The sequence below is a fragment of the Rhodovulum sp. YNF3179 genome (genome assembly GCF_050586465.1).
GTDB lineage: Bacteria > Pseudomonadota > Alphaproteobacteria > Rhodobacterales > Rhodobacteraceae > CAJXYS01.
On record NZ_JBOCEG010000003.1, the window covers coordinates 312,773 to 332,916 of the forward strand.

Below are 20,144 nucleotides of genomic sequence, written 5' to 3' on the forward strand. Positions count from 1 at the left end.
CGTCTCGTCCCTGGTTGCAATAGATAAGCCGGGACGTGGCCGAAGAAAAGGACAGGATATGGCATTCGATCCCGCCTCGCTGAACTACGACGCCGCCGGGCTGATCCCGGCCATCGCCCAGGATGCGACGACGGGCGAGGTGCTGATGATGGCCTGGATGACCGCGGGCGCGGTGGCGCGCACGCTCGAGACCGGGCGCGTCACCTACTGGTCGCGGTCGCGCCAGGCTTACTGGGTCAAGGGCGAGACGAGCGGCCATGTCCAGACGCTCGTGGATTTCCGCCTCGACTGCGACCGGGACTGCCTGCTGGTGCTGGTCGAGCAGGCGGGTCCGGCCTGCCATACCAATCGCCGCAGCTGTTTCTACACCGCCGTGCGCGCGGGCACGGAAGTGGAGCTGATGCCGCCCATGGCCGGCTGAGCCTCAACCGAGGCCGACGCGCCGGCGGAGCGCGCCCGGCGTCTCGCCGGCCGCGCGGTAGGCGCGGATCGCGCGGGCGTCGTCGCGCTTGGCCAGCCGCCGCCCGGCCTCGTCCCGGATCAGCCGGTGATGGTGCCAGGCAGGCACGGGCAGGGCCAGCAGCGCCTGCAGCAGCCGGTGGATCGGCGTCGCATCGACGAGGTCCATCCCGCGCACCACCTCGGTGATGCCCTGTTCGGCGTCGTCGACCACCACGGCCAGGTGGTAGGAGGTGCCGATATCCCTGCGCGCCAGCACGATGTCCCCGATCTGCGCGGTCAGGATGTCCGCGTCGAGCGCATGGGCGCCCTGCCGTGCCGCGCCGGTCTCGATCCATGTCAGCCCCGCCAGCCCGTCGCGCCCGCCAAGCCGGCCGATCGCGGCGTGCATGTCGAGGCGCAACGCGTCGTCCGGCCCGGCCTCGGCCAGGGATCGTCCCCGGCAGGTGCCGGGATAGACGGCCTCGGCGGGGGCGGGTCCGGCCGTTTCCTGCGGCGCGGCCAGCGCCGCGCGGATGTCGCGCCGGGTGCAGCGGCAGGGATAGAGAAGCCCCGCCGCCGCCAGCCGGTCGAGCGCCGCGCGATAGGCCGGCATCCGTTCGGACTGGCGCATCACGGGATCCGGCCATGCGAGCCCGAGCCAGCCGAGGTCTTCGTAGATCGCCGTCTCGAACGCGGCCCGGCAGCGCGGGCGATCGATATCCTCGATCCGCAGCAGGAACGTGCCACCCGCGGCCTGGGCGCGGTCCCAGGCCGTCAGCGCCGAGAAGGCATGTCCGAGATGCAGCAGCCCCGTGGGCGAGGGGGCAAAGCGCGTGCGCATTCGGCTCAGCGTTTGCGCAGAACGTAGACCACGGCGCCCAGGTCGATCCCGGGGATATGCGCCCCATGCTCGCGAAAGAGCACCTCGGCGGCGCCGGTATCGACGTATTCGGCGATCCGGCCCTCGAATCCCGGATCCTCGAGCGTGTGATCGTTGAAGGAGAAAACGAAAAGCCCGCCGGGCTTCAGGACCTCCATCAAGGTGTCGATCACGGTGGCCGGGGCCGCCCCGGCCCCGATCACGCCGACGGCGGCGGCGTGGTCGTAGAACTCCGCGGGGACGGGCAGCGGGTCGCCGGGCGCGGTTTCGCGCAGGTCGCGGTAGACGCCGCGGGCGCGGGCCTTCTCGAGCATGCCGCCGGACATGTCGATCCCGTCGATCGCGGTGAAACCGGCGGCGGCGAAGGCCGCGCCGGAGGCCCCTGTGCCGCAGCCGAAATCGAGCAGCGGCGCGTCCCGGTTTTCGCTGAACTCGGCCAGCGCGGCCGCGCAGCGGGCCGGTGTCGCGTAACCCTGCGACTCCAGCTCCGCGTCGTAACTGTCTGCCCACGCGTCATAAAGTTCTTCCATCGCCTCGGGCGATTCGACGCTATACACGTCTTTCAGGTAGTCTTTCTGTTCCGGCATCTTGTCCCCTTTGCTGCGCACAGGGTAACAACAGCCGTCAGGCAAGGTCCAGTGCGGCCGGCTGGCCGAGCCAGCCGCTCCAGGCGGCCTTGGCCCGATCCGTGTAGGCGCGGTAGCGGTCCCGGCGGTTGCGCCGGCCGCCCTTGGCGTCCACCGGCGGGAAGAGGCCGAAATTGACGTTCATGGGCTGGAAGGTCCTGGCCTCGGCGCCGCCGGTGATGTGGTTGAGCAGCGCGCCGATGGCGGTCTCGGGCGGCGGGGTGGCGACGGTCTCTCCCAGGATCTCGGCCGCGGCGAGGCGGCCGGCGAGAAGCCCCATCGCCGCCGATTCCACGTAGCCCTCGACGCCGGTGATCTGGCCGGCGAAGCGGATATGCGGCTGCGATTTCAGGCGCATCTGTGCATCCAGCAAGCGCGGCGCGTTGATGAAGGTGTTGCGGTGGATGCCGCCCAGCCGTGCGAAACGCGCCTCTTCCAGGCCGGGAATCATCCGAAAAACATCCGCTTGCGCGCCGTATTTCATCTTCGTCTGGAAGCCGACGATGTTGAAGAGCGTGCCCAGTTTGTTGTCGCGGCGCAGCTGCACCACCGCCCAGGGCTTGACCTCGGGCTGGTGCGGGTTCGTCAGCCCGACCGGCTTCATCGGGCCGTGGCGCAGGGTCTCGCGGCCGCGCTCGGCCATGACCTCGATCGGCAGGCAGCCGTCGAAATAGCCGGCCGTCTCGCCCTCGTGGAACGTGGTCTTGGGCGCGGCGATCAGCGCGTCGATGAAGGCCTCGTAGGTGTCGCGGTCCATCGGGCAGTTGAGATAGGCGGTGCGCTCTTCCTCGGTGTCGCCCTTGTCGTAGCGCGACTGGAACCACGCCTTCTCGAGATCGATGCTCTCGGCATAGACGATCGGCGCGATGGCGTCGAAGAAGGCCAGCGCGTCCTCGCCGGTCTCGGCGCGGATCGCCTGGCCGAGCGCCGAGGAGGTCAGCGGGCCGGTGGCGATGATGGTGGGGCCCCAGTCCGCCGGCGGCAACGCCGTGATCTCGCCGGTCTCGACGGTGACCAGCGGGTGCGCGCGAAGCCGTTCGGTCACGCCGGCGGAGAACCTGTCCCGATCCACGGCCAGCGCGCCGCCCGCGGGCAATGCGTGGCGGTCGGCCATTTCCATGATCAGCCCGCCCGCTTGCCGCATCTCCCAGTGCAGGAGCCCGACCGCGTTCGACTCGTCGTCGTCCGAGCGGAAGGAGTTGGAACACACCATTTCCGCCAGGTCGCCGGTCTTGTGGGCGAAGGTGCCCTGCTCGGGGCGCATCTCGTGAATGATCACGGGAACGCCCATATGCACGGCCTGCCAGGCGGCTTCCGCGCCTGCCATGCCGCCGCCGATGATGTGAACGGGTTTGACCATGCCCGCGATTTAGGCCAGCCGCGGGCAAAAGAAAAGGGTGCGACGTCAGGCGCTGGCACGGGTCTCGGCGGCGGCGTCGCGCTTGCGCGCCCGGCGCAACCGGCTGAACGCGTCGCCCCGCTCCGGTTTGCGCGGCATGGGGGCCGCGGCCTCGCGTTCGGACAGCAGGCCGTCGATCATCAGCAGCGTCCGCTCGCAGGTCGCCACCATCAGCAGCCCGCCCACCATGGCCAGATCGCGCCAGAAATGGCTGATGGCCGCCGCGTCGCCGGGGACGTAGGTGAAGATGAAGGCCGTCCAGAAGACGTGCAGCGCAAGGACGGAGGCCGCGATCCGCGTCTGGAAGCCGACCATCACCATGAAGGCGGCGGTGAATTCGAAGATCACGCTGGCGATGACGAAGAACCCGGGCACCATGCCCGCGCTGAAGGCCTCGGCCACGCCGTTCGGATCGACGATCAGGCCGCAGGACTTGGCCACGAAGTAGGACCCGATCACGATTCGGCCGAGGGCCGAAAACAGGATCTCGGCCGACAGGGCCTTTGCGAATGTCCGACTCATGGGTGTCCCCTTTCCCGTCAAGGTGGTGGCAGCGGGAGTCCCTGCCGCCCAGGGTTTTATTCCAGCCGTGAATTCTGGCCAGAATTTGAAATTCCCATGGTAGTTTGAAGGGGTGCACTATTATCGCTTGGGTTGTGGTCCTGCGCCGCGGCCAGGAAAAAGGCCCCCGGCCGCAACGGCGGCGGGGGCCTTTCGGCAGGCTCGTGGCCGGCGCTCAGCCCTCTTCCGGGGGCTCCGCGGTATCCTCGTCGTCGTCCTCGCCGCGTTCGGCGATCCACGCGACCGAGACGACCTCCTCGCCCTTGGCGGTGTTGAAGACCCGCACGCCCGACGAGCCGCGCCCCTGGCGCGAGATGTCCTCGACCGGGCACCGGATCGACTGGCCGTTGGAGGTCGCCAGCATGATCTGGTCCTCGTCCTCGACCGTGAAGGCGGCGACGATGCGATCGCCGCGCCGGCCCAGATTGGCCGCGGTCACGCCCTGGCCGCCGCGCCCGGTGATGCGGTACTCGTAGGCCGAGGAGCGCTTGCCGTAGCCGCTGGAGGTGATGGTGAGAATCCATTGTTCCAGCGCCGAAAGCTCGGCGTATCGCTCGGGCGAGAGCGCGACGTCTGCGGCGCTCTCTTCCTCGCTGCCGGCCTCGTCGCCGGTGACCGCGCGCCGCATCTTGAAATAGGCGGCCCGTTCCTCGGGGCTGACCTCGACGTGACGGATCACCGCCATCGACACAACGCTGTCGCCCGTGGCCAGGCGGATGCCGCGCACCCCGGTCGAGTCGCGGCCCTTGAAGACCCGCACATCGGTCACGGGGAAGCGGATCGCCTTGCCGAGTTCCGTCGTCAGCAGCATGTCATCGGTCTGGGTGCAGATGCGCGCGTTCACGAGGCTGACCCCCTCGGGCAGCTTCATCGCGATCTTGCCGTTGGATTTCACGTTGGTGAAATCCGAAAGCGCGTTGCGCCGGACCGTGCCTTCCGAGGTGGCGAAGACGATCTGCAGGTCGTCCCAGTCCTCTTCGGCGGCTTCGACCGGCATGATCGCCGCGATCGAGACCTCCTGCGAGATGGGCAGGATGTTCACGATCGCCTTGCCGCGGGCGTTGCGCCCGCCTGGCGGCAGGCGCCAGGTCTTGAGCTTGTAGACCATCCCGTCGGTGGTGAAGAACAACAGCGGCGTGTGGGTATTGGCCACGAAGAGCGTCGTGACGACGTCGTCTTCCTTGGTGGCCATCCCCGAGAGCCCCTTGCCGCCGCGTTTCTGGGCGCGGTAGTCCATCAGCGGCGTGCGCTTGATGTAGCCGGACTGGGTGACGGTGACGACCATGTCCTCGCGCTCGATCAGGTCCTCGTCGTCCATGTCCGCGACATGCTCGACGATCTCGGTCCGGCGCGGGACGGCGAACTGTTCCTTCACCTCGCGCAGCTCGTCGGAGATGATCGCCATGATCCGCTCGCGCGAGCGGAGGATGTCGAGGTAATCCTTGATCTTCGCGGCCAGCGCCTCGAGCTCGTCGGTCACCTCCTTGACGCCGAGCTGGGTCAGGCGCTGAAGCCGAAGCTCCAGGATCGCGCGCGCCTGCGCCTCGGACAGGTTGTAGGTGCCGTCCTCGTTCATGGTGTGGGTCGGATCGTCGATCAGGCGGATGTAGTCGGCGATGTCGGCCGCGGGCCAGCGCCGGGTCATCAGCTTCTCGCGGGCTTCCGCGGCGTCGGCCGAGGCGCGGATGGTCGCGACCACCTCGTCCACATTGGTGACCGCCACCGCCAGCCCGCAGAGCACGTGGCTGCGTTCGCGAGCCTTGCGCAATTCGAAGGCGGTGCGCCGCGCGACGACCTCTTCGCGGAACGACACGAAGGCGGTGAGGAACTTGCGCAGGTCCAGCTGTTCGGGCTTGCCGCCGTTCAGCGCCAGCATGTTGCAGCCGAAACTCGTCTGCATCGGGGTGAAGCGGTAGAGCTGGTTCAGAACCACCTCGGGCGTGGCGTCGCGCTTGAGCTCGATCACGACCCGGATGCCGACGCGGTCGGACTCGTCCTGGACATGGGCGATGCCCTCGATCTTCTTGTCGCGGACCATCTCGGCGATGCGCTCGATCATCGCCGCCTTGTTCACCTGGTAGGGGATCTCGTCGAGCACGATGGCGTAGCGATCCTTGCGGATCTCCTCGATCCGGCTCTTGGCGCGGATGATGACGCTGCCGCGGCCCTCGAGATAGGCCTTGCGTGCCCCGGACCGGCCGAGGATCAGGCCGCCGGTCGGGAAATCGGGGGCCGGGATAAAGTCGATCAGCTGTTCCGAGGAGAGATCGGGGCTCTCTATCAGCGCCAGCGTGGCGTCCACCACCTCGCCCAGGTTATGGGGCGGGATGTTGGTGGCCATGCCGACGGCGATGCCGCCGGCGCCGTTGACCAGCATGTTCGGGAACCGCGCGGGCAGGACGGTGGGCTCCAGGTCCTTGCCGTCGTAATTGTCCTGCCAGTCGACGGTCTCCTTCTCGATGTCGGCCAGCAGCGACTGCGCGGCCTTGTCCATGCGAACCTCGGTATAGCGCATGGCCGCCGGGTTATCGCCGTCCATCGAGCCGAAATTGCCCTGGCCGTCCAGCAGCGGCAGCGACATCGAGAAATCCTGCGCCATGCGCACCAGCGCGTCGTAGATCGCCGAGTCCCCGTGCGGGTGATACTTGCCCATCACGTCGCCCACGGGCCGGGCGGACTTGCGGTAGGGCTTGTCATGGGTGTTGCCGGTCTCGTGCATCGCGTAGAGGATGCGCCGGTGGACCGGCTTCAGGCCGTCGCGCAGGTCCGGGATCGCGCGGCTGACGATCACGCTCATCGCGTAATCGAGATAGGCCGATTTCATCTCCTCTTCGATGGAGATGCTGGGCCCACCGTATTCCGGCCGCTCCGGCAGGGTTTCGTCCGTGTTTTCAGGAGGTTCGGGGGTATCGCTCACGTGAGGTGCGCCTGTTTGCCGGGGATCAATATCTTGTTGTCGGCACTATACCCGAACCGAAATGGGGGATGCAATCAATGCCTTGCGCCCCTGTTGGCAGCCATGCCGTGTGAGTGCCAACATACTGATATTGAACGATTTTGAAGGATCAGACGCTTGACCGCGGGCAGGGGGCTTGGCAAGCTTTCCGAATAACAAGAAAAGGAGGTACCCGCATGGGCAGATCCGAGACCGAGCTGATGCTCGAGGGCTACGGCCTGACGACGGCCGAATTCTTCTATGGCATGCCCGATTACACCCGCGTCCTGAACAGCTTCACCTGGCAGGATTACGACCTTGCGCCCGATTATCCGCGCCTGTTCCGTTTCATCGAGTTCTGGCAGAACAGGATCGAGGGGCCGCTGCACTCGGTCCGTTTCACCCATCGCAAGCTGGTCGCGCCGGGCGCCTGGCAGAACGTCACGGGCGAGTTCACGCTGCACTGAACGGCGCTGCGCCGGGGGCAGGCCCCGAAAGGGGCGGCGCGTGCCCTGCGCGGGCGCGCCCCGGCCTCAGAACGGGATCTCGTCGTCGAGATCGCCCGCGGGGCCCGAGCCATAGCCGCCGCCGTCGCCGCCGCCGGACGGTGCGCCGCCCTGGTCGTAGCCGCCGCCGAAATTGCCGCCGCCGCCGCCGCCGCCTTCGCCGCGGCCGTCCAGCATGGTCAGCTCACCCTTGTAGGGGCGCAGCACCACCTCGGTCGAGTAGCGGTCCTGGCCGGACTGGTCCTGCCATTTCCGGGTCTCGAGCTGGCCCTCGAGATAGACCTTCGAGCCCTTGCGCAGGTATTGCTCGGCGATGCGCACCAGCGGTTCCGAGAAGATCGCGACCGAGTGCCACTCGGTCTTTTCGCGGTTCTCGCCGGTGTTGCGGTCGCGCCAGCGCTCCGACGTGGCGATGCGCAGGTTGCAGACCTTGCCGCCGTTCTGGAAGGTCCGCACCTCGGGATCGCGGCCGAGATTGCCGATGAGAATGACCTTGTTGACCGAGCCTGCCATGCGTTCCTCCGCCGAATCCGCTGTTAACCTTGTTCGTTACACCACCCCGGCAGGGTTAAGAAAAGGCAAAAATCGCCGCGTGCCCGGCGCCGGGGCGGGCGCGGGGCGGCCGGCGGGCCGGCCGGGCGGCCGCGCCCGTTCTTTCGGAGGGCTAGAGTTCTTAACCTTTCCGCACTAATCTGCGCGGCGAAAACCGGGAACAGGACAGATGCGAACACTCGTTGCCGTCATTCTCGCCGCGACCCTGCCCGCCGCTGCGTCGGCAGAGGGACTGACCGGCTCCAGCAAGAACCGGACGGATCTCTTCCAGTCCCAGACGCGCCTGCTCGACGGGCGGCTCGCCCGGCAGTACGAGGGCTCCAGCCGGCTGCTGCCCAGGCCCGAGTCCGGCGGCATCCCGGCCTATCGCGGCGCCTATCGCGGACCCTTCTACCAGATGGCCCGCGCCGCGGCGGCGCGGCATGGTATCCCCGCCGATCTGTTCCTGCGGCTGGTGCAGCAGGAGTCGGGCTGGAACCCGACGGCGGTGTCGCACAAGGGGGCGCGGGGGCTCGCGCAGCTCATGCCGCAGACCGCGGCCGTGCTCGGCGTGGATGCCGACGATCCGGCCGCCAATCTCGAGGGCGGCGCCCGCTACCTGCGCCAGCAATTCGAGCGGTTCCGGTCGTGGCGGCTGGCGCTGGCGGCTTACAACGCCGGCCCCGAGGCGGTGGAACGTCATGGCGGGATCCCGCCCTATGCCGAAACCCGGAACTACGTGAAGGTGATCCTGGGCCGGCTCTGACCGGCGGCCCGGCCCGCGCGGGCCGGGCGGGACGGCTCACTCCGCCGCGATCTTGATGACCGGTTCCATCTCGTCCATCTGCGCCTCGTCCAGCCAGCAGAGCGTGCGGTGCCCGTCACCCAGATCCCGCATCGGCGGCAGCTCGGTCTCGCACTTGTTGCCGGGAACCTTGGACTTCCACCGGCAGCGGGTCTGGAACGGACAGCCCGAGGGCGGGTTCATCGCCGAGGGAATGTCGCCTTCCAGCACGATGCGCCGCTTCTCGACATGGGTGTCGGCGATCGGCACCGCCGAGAGGAGGGCCTCGGTATAGGGGTGGTAGGGCGGCGAGAAGACCTGGTCGGTGGTGCCGGTCTCGACGATATGGCCGAGATACATGACCACGATCCGGTCCGAGAGGTAGCGCACGATCGACAGGTCGTGGCTGATGAAGAGCAGCGTGGTCTTGTTCGTGCGCTGGATTTCCATCAGCAGGTCCGTCACCGCCGCCTGCACCGAGACGTCCAGCGCCGAGACGGGCTCGTCGGCGACCACGATCCGCGCATCCCCCGCGAAGGCCCGGGCAATGCCCACGCGCTGCTTTTGTCCGCCAGACAGCTGGCGCGGCATGCGGTCGGCGAAGGCGCGGGGCAGCTTCACCAGGTCGAGCAGCTCGAGCATCTTGTCGCGCCGCTCGGCCTCGCTCGCGCCCATGCCGAAGATTTCCAGCGCCCGCATGATCTGGCGGCCCACGGTCATGGACGGGTTGAGCGTATCGAAGGGGTTCTGGAACACCATCTGCACCGAGGAGACGGTCTTGGTGTCGCGATCCTCGATGGCGATGTCCTGGATTTCCCTGTTGTCGAGCAGGATCTGCCCGTCGGTCGCGGTCTCGAGGCCCATCAGCACCTTGGCGAAGGTGGACTTGCCGCAGCCGGACTCGCCCACGATGGCCATGGTTTCCGACTCGCGCGCCTCGAAGGAGATCGCCTCGTTGGCCTTCACCACCTTCTTCTCGCCGCCGAAGAGCGCGTTGGCCGCGACCTCGTAGTATTTCTTGAGATCGTCCATCTTGAGGACCGTCTTGCCGAAGCCGCCCTTCTCGTGGGTCTTCTCGGCCTGGACCGGCGCATCCCAGTCGATCTCGGCGACGCGCAGGCAGCGCGTGTCGTGGCGGTCGTCGCCCTCGATCCCGACCATCGGGATCTCCTGCGCGTTGCAGCGCCCGTCCTGGAAATAGTCGCAGCGCGGCCCGAAGTTGCAGCCCGGCGGGCGCTCGTGGGGCAGGGGGAAGTTGCCGGGGATCGCCTTGAGGGGGCGGCTGTTCTTGTCGGCCCCCGGCAGCGGGATCGAGCGGAACAGCGCCTGCGTGTAGGGATGGCGCATCTTGTCGAACACATCCTCGATCGAGCCGGTCTCGACCGCCTCGCCGGAATACATCACGCAGATCCGGTCGCATGTCTCCAGCACCAGCCCGAGATTGTGGCTGATGAAGAGCATCGAGGTGCCGTATTTCTTGCCGAGATCCTTGACCAGCTCGACGATCGCGGCCTCCACCGTCACGTCGAGCGCGGTGGTGGGTTCGTCCAGGATCAGCAGCGACGGGTTGGCCATGAGCGCCATGGCGATGACGATCCGCTGCTGCTGGCCGCCCGAAAGCTGGTGCGGGTAGGCCTTCAGGATGCGTTCGGGGTCGGGCAGCTTGACGTCCTCGACCACCTGCCGCGCCCGCGCCTGCGCCTCCTTCTCGGACACGCCCTCGTGGATCATCGGCACTTCCATCAGCTGGCGGCCGACGCGCATCGCGGGATTGAGGCTGGCCATCGGCTCCTGGTAGATCATCGCGATCTCGGAGCCGCGGATGTCGCGCAGCTCCTCGGGGGTCATGTCGTTGAGGTCGCGACCCTTGAACTTGATCGAGCCGCCCACGATCCGACCGTTCACGCCCAGGTCCTGCATCACGCCGAGCGCGACGGTGGATTTCCCGCAGCCGGATTCGCCCACGAGGCCCATGGCCTCGCCGGGCTGCACCACGGTCGAGAAATCCATCACCGCGGGGATTTCCCGCATCCGCGTGAAGAAGCTGATGGAGAGGTTCTCGATCTCGAGGATCGGGCCGTCATAGTCCCGTTTTGCCATGATCTCTCTCCCTTAATCCTTGAGCGATTCTTCGCGCAGGCCGTCGGCCAGCAGGTTCAGCCCCAGCACGAGGCTCATGATGGCGACGGCCGGCACCAACGGCGGGAAGGGGAAGAACTGCAGAAGCCCGCGCCCGGCATTGATCGAGGTGCCCCAGTCCGGGCTCTCGGGCGGCAGGCCCAGCCCGAAGAAGCCCAGCGTCCCGAGCAGGATCGTCGTGTAGCCGATGCGCAGGCAGAAATCGACGAGCAGCGGCCCGCGGGCATTGGGCAGGATTTCCCAGAGCATGATGTACCAGCGTCCCTCGCCGCGGGTCTGCGCGGCGGCGACATAGTCGCGCGTGCGGATGTCGAGCGTCAGCCCGCGCACGATCCGGAACACCGTGGGCGAGTTCACGAAAACGACCGAGACGAAGACGATCAGCACACCGCCCGGGATCGAGATCAGCCCGAACGGATCCATGTCCCAGGCCAGCCCGAGATAGAGCCAGCCGCCGATCAGCAGGGTGGCGGCCACCAGCAGGTTGCGCGTCATCGGCTGGGTGTGGAAGCGCGAGTTCCAGAGGATCACCAGGAAGGCGATCGGGAACAGGAACAGGATACCCGCCATGTAGGTCGGCACGCCCATCTGCACGATCTCCGGGGTCACCAGCAGGAAGAACAGCAGGATCACCGGGAAGGCCAGCACCAGGTTGGCCACGAAGGACAGCACCGTGTCGAAGCGGCCGCCGATATAGCCCGCCGGCACGCCGAGAACGATGCCCACCATGAAGGCGAAGAGCGTCGCGGCCGGCGCGATGGTCAGCACCACGCGGGCCCCGGCCACCATGCGCGAGAAGACGTCGCGCGCGATGGCGTCCCCGCCGAGCAGGTAGTAGCCGTACTGCCCCTCGCCGGGCGAGGGCAGCGGCGTGCCGGGCGCCTTGTTCTTCATGCCCGAGATCACGTCCTGCACCGGGTCGAAGGTGATGATCATGTCGGCGAAGATCGCCGAGAAGACCCAGAACGCCACCAGCCCGAAGCCGATCATGCCGATCACGTTGTCGAAGAGATGGCCGTAGAGCCCGAGCCGGCGCTTGAAGGCGATGGAGATCGCGAAGACCAGAACGAGCGCGATCCAGACCGGCAGGAAGCGGGTCGAGATGCGCCCGATGATGCCCTTCTGCTCGGCCGGCAGCAGGATGCCGCCCACAAGATAGCCGAGCGCGATCAGGATGAGCGCCGCGAGCGACAGCATCATCGCCGTTCGCGTGTAGCGCGTGGCGTTGCTGGATTGCAGCACGGCGCCGTCAGGGCCGTAATGCACCCGGTCGTCGGCGGTGAAGACGGAGACGAGGATATTCGCGATCGCCGAGATCACCAGCGCCAGCGCGGCGATCTGGATCGCGGGGTTGAGCCAGGGGCCGAGAGCGCCCGTCCAGGTCAGGGATTCCATGGGTCTGCTCCCGTTACGTGACGCGGATGCGCGGGTTGAGGAAGGCGTAGCCGATATCCGAGATCAGCTGCGTGATGAGCACCACGACCACCGCCACCACCGAGACGGCGAGCAGGAGGTCGATGTCGTTGTTCTGGGCGCCCTCCACGAGCGCGTTGCCGAAGCCCGGGTAGACGAAGAGCGCCTCGACGATGACCACGCCGGTCAGGAGCCACGGGAACTGCAGCATGATGACGGTGAAGGGGGCGATCAGCGCGTTCCGCAGTGCGTGGCGCAGCACGATGTTGCGGAAACTCACGCCCTTCAGGCGTGCCGTGCGGATGTATTGCGCGGTCATCACCTCGGCCATGCTCGCCCGGGTCATCCGGGCGATGTAGCCCATGCCGTAGAGCGCGATGGTCGCCACCGGCAGGGTGAAGTTCTCGAAGGTGATGCCGTCCACCGCCGATTTCGCCGAGCCGGTGAACCAGCGCAGCCCCACCATGGACGAGGCGAAGACCACCACGAAGATGACGCCCGAGACGTATTCCGGCGTCGATGTCGAGGCGATGGAAAAGGTCGAGAGCGTGCGGTCTGTGGCCGAGCCCTCGCGCATGCCGGCCAGCACCCCGATGATGAGCGCGAGCGGCACCATGGTGGCGAAGGCCCAGAACATCAGCAGGCCCGTCCGGGCAAGCCGTTCGCCGATGATCTCGGACACGGGCACCTTGAATTTCGTCGAGTAGCCCCAGTCACCCTGCAGCACCCCGCAGAACCGGGGCACCTCGTCGACGCTGTCCACCGTCGTGCCGCGAATGCAGCGCCCGCTCTCGGGCGTGCCGTCCTCGGCCAGGGTCAGCGCGCCGGGCAGCACGCCCAGCCACTGGCCGTAGCGCGACAGGATCGGCTCGGCGTATCCGTTCCGTTCGAGCCAGCTCTGGACCTCGGCATCGGTGATCCGGGATCCGGCCTGGGTCTTGGCCAGCTTCTCGAGATTGGGTTGCAGGTTGGTCAGCAGGAAGACGATGAAGGTCATGCAGAGCGCCGTCAGCGCCATGACCCCGGCCCGCCGGAGGATGAATAGGAACATGGGACCCCCTGTTTTCGTCCCGCGCCCTGGGGCGGGGCGGGGCTTGTCGGTTCTTGCCGGCGTTCAGCGCCGGTGAAGCCGGGGGCGGCATGTGCCGCCCCCGCTGTCCCTGCGACAGGACCCGTCAGGCCCAGCCGAGATGGTGAATGTTGATCTCGAACTTGGGATGCATCTCGGCGTTCACCACGCCGTCCTTGTAGTGGCGGTAGAGCGATCTCCAGTAGGGGATCATCGCGACACCGTCATCGACCATCTTCTGCTGAAGCTGGGCCATGACTTCCTTGCGCCCCTCGCTGTCGGCGATCGCGGTCGCCGCGTCGAGCATCGCGTCGAACTCCTCCGAGCGGTAGCCGCACTCGTTCCAGGCCGCCGTCGACCGGTAGGCGAGGTTCAGAAGCTGCACGCCGGTCTCGCGGTGGTTCCAGTTGGTCGAGGAGAAGGGATACTTCGTCCAGTCGTTCCAGAAGGTCGAGCCCGGCATCACCGTGCGCTTGACGTTGAAGCCCGCGTCGCGCAGCTGCGCGGATATCGCGTCGGTGGTGTTCTTGCGGTAGTCGTCGTCGATGGAGATGAGCTCGTGCTCGTAATCCATCATGCCGGCCTCCTCCATCAGGCGGCGGGCTTCCTCGACGTTCTTCTCGTGGGTCGGCGTGTCGGCATGGTCCGGGTGGACGCCCTGGGCCACGTGGTAGTTGTTGTTCGACACCACGCCGCGGCCCGAGATGCCCAGTTCCAGCGGCACCGAGTTGTCGATCGCCAGCTGCAGCGCCCGGCGCACGCGCGCGTCCTCATAGGGGCGCATGCCGTCGACCTCGGCTTCCTGGTTGGGCCGGATCACCACGGTGGACGCGGTGCCGACCTCGCTCTCGATCCAGCCGATCGAGGTGAAGATGTCGATGAAATCCGACACGGTCTCGTAGGTCATGTCGAACTCGTCGGCATCGGCGCCGGCCAGCCAGGCCGAGGGGTCGGTGCCGTAGTCGAGGAACTCGACCCGGTCGAGATGCGCCTCGCCCCAGTACTCGTGATCGGGGTTCTTCACCAGTACCACGCGTTCGCCGACCTTGAACTCCTCGTACATGTAGGCGCCGGTGCCGACCCCGTGATCGCCCACCGAGGTGCCGATCAGGTCGCGATGCATGATCGCGGCCGGATAGTCGGCCATGCCGAACATCAGCGTGCCGTCGGGGGTGTTCGGGCGCACCACGACGGTGTGGCTGTCCACCACCTCGACCGCGCCCTCGGCGGCCTTGCCGTCGGTGATCAGCGACGCCATACGGGCCGCCATCGAGTTGCCCTCGACCGACTCGTCGCACCAGCCGATGATGTTGGCGGCCACGTCCTCGGCGGTGAAGTCGTCGCCGTTGTTCCACTTCACGCCCTGGCGAACGTTCAGCGTGTATTCCGTGGCGTCGTCATTGGCCGACCAGCTTTCCAGCAGCATCGGGCGCAACGCGCCGTCGCGCTGGACCTCGACCAGGTACTCGATGATCCCGCGGGTCTCGTTCGCGATCTCGGACCAGTCGTAGGTCCGGGGATCCTTCAACTCGCGGCAGTTCATCTGGATGCGCAGCGTTCCGCCCTGCTGGGGGGTCTGCGCGCGGGCGGGGGCATCGAGGCCGAGCATCGCGTAGGCCGCGACCGAGGTCGCGCCGAGGGCCGTGGCACGGCCGAGAAATTCGCGCCGCGAAAGCTCGCCGCGCTTGCACTCGTCGGCGTACATCGTCACTGCCGGGTGCAGCGGCTTTCCATTGCTTGTCGGATGAGTCATATCGTTCCTTACTCCCTGTAGAACGGTCGTTCTCCGGTATCGCGGACGGGGCGCTGCCAGGCCACAAACGATCCCCCCGACCGCGCGCACCGCCGTTGCGGGCCCATTCCGCAACAGTTTTTTGCGTGCGTCAACGCCTGCTTTCGGCATCGAATGAAAAATTTGCGACATCCGACTTTTCAAAAAACGACATTCCGGCCGGGGTGACGGCCGCGCCGCGCAGCGATCAGCCGCGGCGCGCGCCCCGGCTGCGGAACGCGGTCGGGGAGGCACCCGTGCGCTGGGTGAAGAGCCGCGTGAAGTAAGCCGGCGAGGAAAAACCCAGCCGGTCGGAGACGTCGCGCACCTTCAGCTCCGGGTCGCCCAGCAGGCGCCGGGCCTCGAGGATCAGCCGGTCCTGCAGCACCTCGGAGGCCGGCTTGCCGAAGCTGTCGCGGCAGACCCGCGACAGATGCGTGGGCGTCACCGACAGCGCGGCCGCGAAATCCGAGACCGATTTGCCCGCGTCGACCTCCTCGCCGATCAGCCGGGTGAAGTCGCGCACCAGCCGCTGGGCGGCGCTGCTTTTCGGCGGGCCGGCCCGCTCGTTGCGATCCATGCGGCGTTCGAACCAGACCGCGATCAGCGCCACATGGGCCGCGACCGCGCGGTCGTGCCCGGCGCCGCGCGTGCCCAGCTCGGCCTGCACCGCCTCGACATGGCGGGTCATCTCGCCCTGCTCGAAAACGTCACCGGCACGGATCTGCGCCACCCCGTCCGGCAGACCGGCGCCAAGCCCGCCGGGCACGAACAGCGCGTAGCCCTGGACGCGCGGGCCGATTTCCACCCCGTGCAGCGTGCCCGCGGGCACGAAGATCGCCGTATGCGGGCCGTAGCCGCGGGTGTGGCCGTCGATCATGCTGCGCCCCTGGCCCTTGGTGATCCAAAGCACAAGGTCCGAGGACAGGCTTCGCGAGGCTTCGACGTCCCAGTGCCCGCCCTGCACCATGCCCTGCAGGGACGCGATCCGGATGTCGCCGGCGGCGGAGAGGGGATGCGCGCGGATGTTCATCGTCGTCGTGACCTCGGGGTGCTGGCAGGCAACGGGCGGGCGGATCGGATCGGGGCGCCAGCCTAGCAGCGCGCCGGCGCGCCACGAAAGGGAAACCCCCGGGCCCCGGCAAATTCCCGCCGGGACCTCGGTCAGCGCAGCGCGGCTGCCTCCTGGGCGGGCAGCCATGTCCAGTCTTTCATCTTTGCGCGGAACCAGCTGCGCTGGCGCTTGGCGTATTGCCGCGTGGCGACGACGGCCGCCGCCTCGGCCTCCTCGAGGCGCATTTCGCCGTCGAGATAGGCCATCAGTTCCGGTGCACCGATCGCGCGCGCCGAGGGCTGCGCCGGGTCCCAGCGCGGTCGGCGGGCGCGGGCCTCCTCCAGTGCGCCGCCGGCGATCATCTGGCCGAAGCGCGCCGCGATCCGGGGCGTGAGCCAGTCCTTGGGCGCGTCCAGAACGAAGGCCCGGCACCGGGACAGCGGCAGCAGCGGCGGGCCGGTCCCGTCCTGCCAGGCCGCGAGGCCGCGGCCGGTCGCCTCCAGCACTTCCCAGGCGCGCTGGACGCGGACCGGGTTCTGCCGGTCGATGCGGTCATGGGTCGCCGGATCGCGCGTTGCCAGCTCCGCCCGCAGGGATGCGATGCCCGCCGCGGCGATCCGCGCCTCGGCGCGGGCGCGGATCTCGGCGGGCACCGGGGGGATCTCGGCCAGCCCCTCGGTCAGCGCCGTGAAATACAGCCCGGTGCCCCCGACGATGACCGGGGTCCGGTCCGGTTCCCGGTCGAGCAGCGTGCCCAGCTCGCGCAGCCAGTCGCCCACGGAATAGGCGGTGTCGCAGGATACATGGCCGTATAGCCGGTGCGGCAGCGCCGATTCCTCGGCCGGCGTGGGGCGGGCGGTCAGCACGCGCCAGCAATCATAGACCTGCAGCGCGTCGGCATTGACAACCATGCCGCCGAGCCGGCGCGCGATGACCGCCGCCATCGCCGATTTGCCCGAAGCGGTCGGTCCGGCGATCAGCACCGGGGTGCCGGGGGTGAGGGTCGCGGGGTCGAACATGCGGGCTCCAGGGACGATCGCGGTTATTGGCGTTGAACACCGGGCGCTTTTCCGACATTTTGCCCGGGGCGCCAAGCGGGACGAGGAGACGACGCGGATGACCGAGGCATCATCTTCAGACAAGACCACCAGATACAAGAGGGTGATGCTGAAAATCTCGGGCGAGGCGCTGATGGGCGACCAGGGCTACGGCCTGCACCCGCCCACCGTCGAGCGCGTCGCGCGCGAGGTCAAGAAGGTGCACGATCTCGGCGTCGAGGTCTGCATGGTGATCGGCGGCGGCAACGTCTTTCGCGGCCTGCAGGGTTCGGCCCAGGGCATGGAACGCACGACCGCCGATTACATGGGAATGCTGGCCACGGTCATGAACGCGCTGGCGATGCAGGCCGCGCTGGAGGCGCTGGGGGTCTACACCCGGGTGATCAGCGCGATCCCGATGGATCAGATCTGCGAGCCCTATATCCGACGCCGCGCGGTGCGCCACCTGGAAAAGCAGCGCGTGTGCATCTTCGCCGCCGGCACCGGCAACCCGTATTTCACGACCGACACGGCCGCGACGCTGCGCGCCAACGAAATGCAGTGCCAGGCCATCTTCAAGGGCACCAAGGTCGACGGGGTCTATGACAGCGATCCCGAGACGAACCCGGACGCGGTGCGCTACGACCGCGTCAGCTATGACGAGGTGCTGCAGAAGAACCTCAAGGTGATGGATGCCTCGGCGATCGCGCTGGCGCGCGACAACCGCCTGCCGATCATCGTCTTCTCGCTCGACGAGCCGGGCGGGTTCGAGGGCATCCTTCGCGGTGAAGGCACCTATACAATCGTGGAGTGAACCGGGTATAGCTGACCCGGAAAGAAGAAAGCGAGACAGGCATGGCAGACGACGACCTGGATATCGACATCGACGACCTGAAACGCCGCATGGACGGGGCGATGTCCGCCCTGCGCTCCGAGTTCGCGAGCCTGCGGACGGGACGGGCCTCGGCCTCCATGCTGGAACCGGTGATGGTGGAGGCCTACGGCTCGACCATGCCGATCAACCAGTGCGGCACGGTCAACGTGCCCGAGCCGCGGATGATCACCGTCAATGTCTGGGACAAGAGCCTCGTGGGCGCGGTCGACAAGGCGATCCGGAATTCCGGGCTCGGCATCAACCCGGTGGTGGACGGCACCATCATCCGCCTGCCGATTCCCGAGCTGAACGAGGAACGCCGGCGCGAGCTGACCCGCGTCGCTGCGCAATACGCCGAGCAGGCCCGCGTCGCGGTCCGCAACCTTCGCAAGGACGGCATGGACCAGATCAAGAAGGCCAAGGCCGCCGGCATGTCCGAGGACGACCAGAAGATCTGGCACGACGAGATCCAGGAGCTGACCGACGACTACATCAAGGCCGTGGACGACGCGCTCGAGCACAAGCAACAGGAAATCATGCAGGTATGACGGGACGGCGCGGGCCTCGCGGGGACAACGTGAAAGGGGATCCGTAGCATGGCCGATGGCACGGTTCCGGCAGCGGCGGGCGACATGCACGTGGCGATCATCATGGACGGCAACGGCCGCTGGGCGCAGCGCCGCGGGCGGCCGCGGCTCTTCGGCCACCAGGCCGGCGCCCGCCGGGTGCGCGACATCGTCGAGGCCTGCCCGGACCTGGGCGTGCGCTACCTGACCATCTTCGCCTTCTCGACCGAGAACTGGAAACGCACCCAGACCGAGGTCTCGGGGCTGATGAGCCTCTTCCGCCGCTACATCCGGAACGAGGCCGCGCGGCTCCTGCGCAAGGGCGTGCGCGTGCGGTTCATCGGCGACCGGGTGCGGCTGGATCCCAAGCTGGTCGAGATGATGGACGAGCTGGAGGCGATGACCTCCGGCAACGACACAGTGCACTTGACCATCGCGCTCAACTACGGCGGCCGCGACGAGGTCGCGCGCGCCACCCAGCGGCTGGCCCGCGAGGTCGCCGCCGGGCGGCTCGCCCCCGACGCCGTCGATGCCGAGACCCTGGCGGGGTTCCTCGACACCCATGTTCTGCCCGATCCCGATCTCGTGATCCGCACCAGCGGCGAGGCGCGGATCTCGAACTTCCTGCTCTGGCAGTCGGCCTATGCCGAATACGACTTCGTCGACACGCTCTGGCCCGACTTCACGCCCGAGGATTTCGCGCGCTGCCTGTCGCGGTTTTCCAAGCGCGACCGCCGTTTCGGTGCGGTGGCCGGATGACGGGAGCCGGGGGCAGCTTTCCCGATCTCGCGCTTCGCACGACTTCCGGCGTCCTGATCGCCGCGCTTGGGCTCGGGGCGATCTGGGTGGGTGGCATCGTCTTCCTGGCGCTGGCCGCGGCCATCGCGGCGCTGATGGTGTGGGAACTGGCCCGGATGCTCGACCCCGACGGGCGGCGCCGGATCGCCGTGCTGCTGGCCGGCGTCGCCGGCGTCGCGGTGGCCGCGGCGCTCAACCTGCCGCCGCCCTGGGACGTGCTCGACGTGGTGCTGATCGCGGCGTTTGCCCTGGTGCTGCCGGCCGGGCAGCGCCGGGTCTTCGCGCTGGTGAGCCTCGGGATCGTGCTGGCCTCGGTCAGCATGGTTCTGCTGCGCGCGGGCCACGGGCCGTACTGGATGTTCTGGCTGGCGCTCGTCGTCGTGGCCTCCGACGTGGCGGGATATTTCGCGGGGCGGTTCTTCGGCGGGCCGAAGTTCTGGCCGCGCATCAGCCCCAAGAAGACCTGGTCGGGCACGGTCGCGGGTTGGCTCGGCGCGGCCGCCGTGGGCGCGGCCTTCATGCAGCCGCTCGGGGCAGGGGGCATGCTGGTGGCGCTGTCGGTGATCGCCGCGATGGCGGCGCAGGCGGGCGACATCGCCGAGAGCTGGGTCAAGCGTCGCATGTCGGTCAAGGACGCCTCGGCGATCCTGCCCGGCCATGGCGGCCTGATGGATCGCTTCGACGGGCTGACGGGCGCGGCGCTGTTCCTGTTCCTGTATCAGCAGCTGGCGGCCTTCCCGCCGGCAGCGGGAGGCTGAGA

At 68.0% G+C, this 20,144-nt stretch carries 19 protein-coding genes; 7 read left to right on the forward strand and 12 right to left on the reverse strand.

Annotated elements, in window-relative coordinates:
- The first annotated feature begins 58 nt into the window (after positions 1-58).
- Positions 59-421 carry a phosphoribosyl-AMP cyclohydrolase gene (hisI, locus tag ACQ5SP_RS06890; protein ID WP_430937612.1) on the forward strand — a complete coding sequence of 121 codons (363 nt, stop codon included), beginning with the start codon at positions 59-61 and terminating at the stop codon, positions 419-421.
- A gap of 3 nt (positions 422-424) precedes the next feature.
- Here the strand turns inward: hisI and gluQRS are convergent, their stop codons facing one another.
- The 5 genes from gluQRS to gyrA form a co-directional block, all read right to left on the reverse strand.
- Entirely contained in the window at positions 425-1,282 is an 858-nt protein-coding gene (gene gluQRS / locus ACQ5SP_RS06895; RefSeq protein WP_430937613.1) for a tRNA glutamyl-Q(34) synthetase GluQRS, read from the reverse strand.
- A gap of 5 nt (positions 1,283-1,287) precedes the next feature.
- Entirely contained in the window at positions 1,288-1,908 is a 621-nt protein-coding gene (locus ACQ5SP_RS06900) for a class I SAM-dependent DNA methyltransferase (protein ID WP_430937614.1), read from the reverse strand.
- A gap of 37 nt (positions 1,909-1,945) precedes the next feature.
- A complete protein-coding gene (gene trmFO, locus ACQ5SP_RS06905; protein WP_430937615.1) occupies positions 1,946-3,307 on the reverse strand; it encodes a methylenetetrahydrofolate--tRNA-(uracil(54)-C(5))-methyltransferase (FADH(2)-oxidizing) TrmFO in 1,362 nt (453 codons plus the stop codon).
- A gap of 45 nt (positions 3,308-3,352) precedes the next feature.
- Positions 3,353-3,868 carry a DoxX family protein gene (locus ACQ5SP_RS06910; RefSeq protein WP_430937616.1) on the reverse strand — a complete coding sequence of 172 codons (516 nt, stop codon included), beginning with the start codon at positions 3,866-3,868 and terminating at the stop codon, positions 3,353-3,355.
- 214 nt (positions 3,869-4,082) lie between these two features.
- Positions 4,083-6,824, reverse strand: a complete 2,742-nt coding sequence (gyrA, locus tag ACQ5SP_RS06915) for a DNA gyrase subunit A (protein ID WP_430937617.1) — start codon at positions 6,822-6,824, stop codon at positions 4,083-4,085.
- Between the two features lie 215 nt (positions 6,825-7,039).
- On the opposite strand from gyrA, the gene ACQ5SP_RS06920 reads away from it, so the two are divergent.
- A complete protein-coding gene (locus tag ACQ5SP_RS06920) occupies positions 7,040-7,309 on the forward strand; it encodes an usg protein (protein WP_430937618.1) in 270 nt (89 codons plus the stop codon).
- Between the two features lie 66 nt (positions 7,310-7,375).
- Here ACQ5SP_RS06920 and ssb read toward each other — a convergent pair whose 3' ends face one another.
- On the reverse strand, positions 7,376-7,861 hold the full coding sequence (gene ssb / locus ACQ5SP_RS06925; RefSeq protein WP_430937619.1) for a single-stranded DNA-binding protein: 486 nt from the start codon (positions 7,859-7,861) through the stop codon (positions 7,376-7,378).
- A gap of 208 nt (positions 7,862-8,069) precedes the next feature.
- Between ssb and ACQ5SP_RS06930 the strand changes: the two genes are divergently transcribed.
- Positions 8,070-8,645 (forward strand): lytic transglycosylase domain-containing protein, encoded by a 576-nt coding sequence (locus tag ACQ5SP_RS06930; protein WP_430937620.1) that lies wholly within the window; start codon positions 8,070-8,072, stop codon positions 8,643-8,645.
- Positions 8,646-8,681: 36 nt separating this feature from the next.
- Here the strand turns inward: ACQ5SP_RS06930 and ACQ5SP_RS06935 are convergent, their stop codons facing one another.
- The 6 genes from ACQ5SP_RS06935 to miaA form a co-directional block, all read right to left on the reverse strand.
- Positions 8,682-10,763: a dipeptide ABC transporter ATP-binding protein gene (locus ACQ5SP_RS06935; protein ID WP_430937621.1), complete on the reverse strand. Its 2,082-nt coding sequence runs from the start codon at positions 10,761-10,763 to the stop codon at positions 8,682-8,684.
- Between the two features lie 12 nt (positions 10,764-10,775).
- Positions 10,776-12,197 (reverse strand): ABC transporter permease, encoded by a 1,422-nt coding sequence (locus ACQ5SP_RS06940; RefSeq protein ID WP_430937622.1) that lies wholly within the window; start codon positions 12,195-12,197, stop codon positions 10,776-10,778.
- Positions 12,198-12,210: 13 nt separating this feature from the next.
- Positions 12,211-13,266 carry an ABC transporter permease gene (locus ACQ5SP_RS06945; protein WP_430937623.1) on the reverse strand — a complete coding sequence of 352 codons (1,056 nt, stop codon included), beginning with the start codon at positions 13,264-13,266 and terminating at the stop codon, positions 12,211-12,213.
- A 124-nt stretch (positions 13,267-13,390) separates the two neighbouring features.
- Positions 13,391-15,037 (reverse strand): ABC transporter substrate-binding protein, encoded by a 1,647-nt coding sequence (locus ACQ5SP_RS06950; protein WP_430937624.1) that lies wholly within the window; start codon positions 15,035-15,037, stop codon positions 13,391-13,393.
- A gap of 226 nt (positions 15,038-15,263) precedes the next feature.
- A complete protein-coding gene (locus ACQ5SP_RS06955; RefSeq protein WP_430937625.1) occupies positions 15,264-16,256 on the reverse strand; it encodes a helix-turn-helix domain-containing protein in 993 nt (330 codons plus the stop codon).
- On the reverse strand, positions 16,220-17,128 hold the full coding sequence (gene miaA / locus ACQ5SP_RS06960) for a tRNA (adenosine(37)-N6)-dimethylallyltransferase MiaA (RefSeq protein ID WP_430937626.1): 909 nt from the start codon (positions 17,126-17,128) through the stop codon (positions 16,220-16,222). The genes ACQ5SP_RS06955 and miaA overlap by 37 nt, the downstream gene beginning before the upstream one ends.
- Positions 17,129-17,225: 97 nt before the next feature.
- Between miaA and pyrH the strand changes: the two genes are divergently transcribed.
- The 4 genes from pyrH to ACQ5SP_RS06980 are packed head-to-tail and all read left to right on the forward strand — an operon-like array spanning position 17,226 to position 20,142.
- Complete coding sequence (gene pyrH, locus ACQ5SP_RS06965) at positions 17,226-17,960, forward strand: UMP kinase (protein ID WP_430937627.1); 735 nt, start codon at positions 17,226-17,228, stop codon at positions 17,958-17,960.
- Between the two features lie 41 nt (positions 17,961-18,001).
- Positions 18,002-18,568, forward strand: coding sequence for a ribosome recycling factor (gene frr, locus ACQ5SP_RS06970; protein ID WP_430937628.1), 567 nt, complete (start codon positions 18,002-18,004; stop codon positions 18,566-18,568).
- A gap of 48 nt (positions 18,569-18,616) precedes the next feature.
- On the forward strand, positions 18,617-19,345 hold the full coding sequence (gene uppS, locus ACQ5SP_RS06975; protein ID WP_430937629.1) for a polyprenyl diphosphate synthase: 729 nt from the start codon (positions 18,617-18,619) through the stop codon (positions 19,343-19,345).
- A complete protein-coding gene (locus ACQ5SP_RS06980; protein WP_430937630.1) occupies positions 19,342-20,142 on the forward strand; it encodes a phosphatidate cytidylyltransferase in 801 nt (266 codons plus the stop codon). Before uppS ends, ACQ5SP_RS06980 begins: the two co-directional genes overlap by 4 nt.
- The last annotated feature ends 2 nt before the right edge of the window (positions 20,143-20,144 follow it).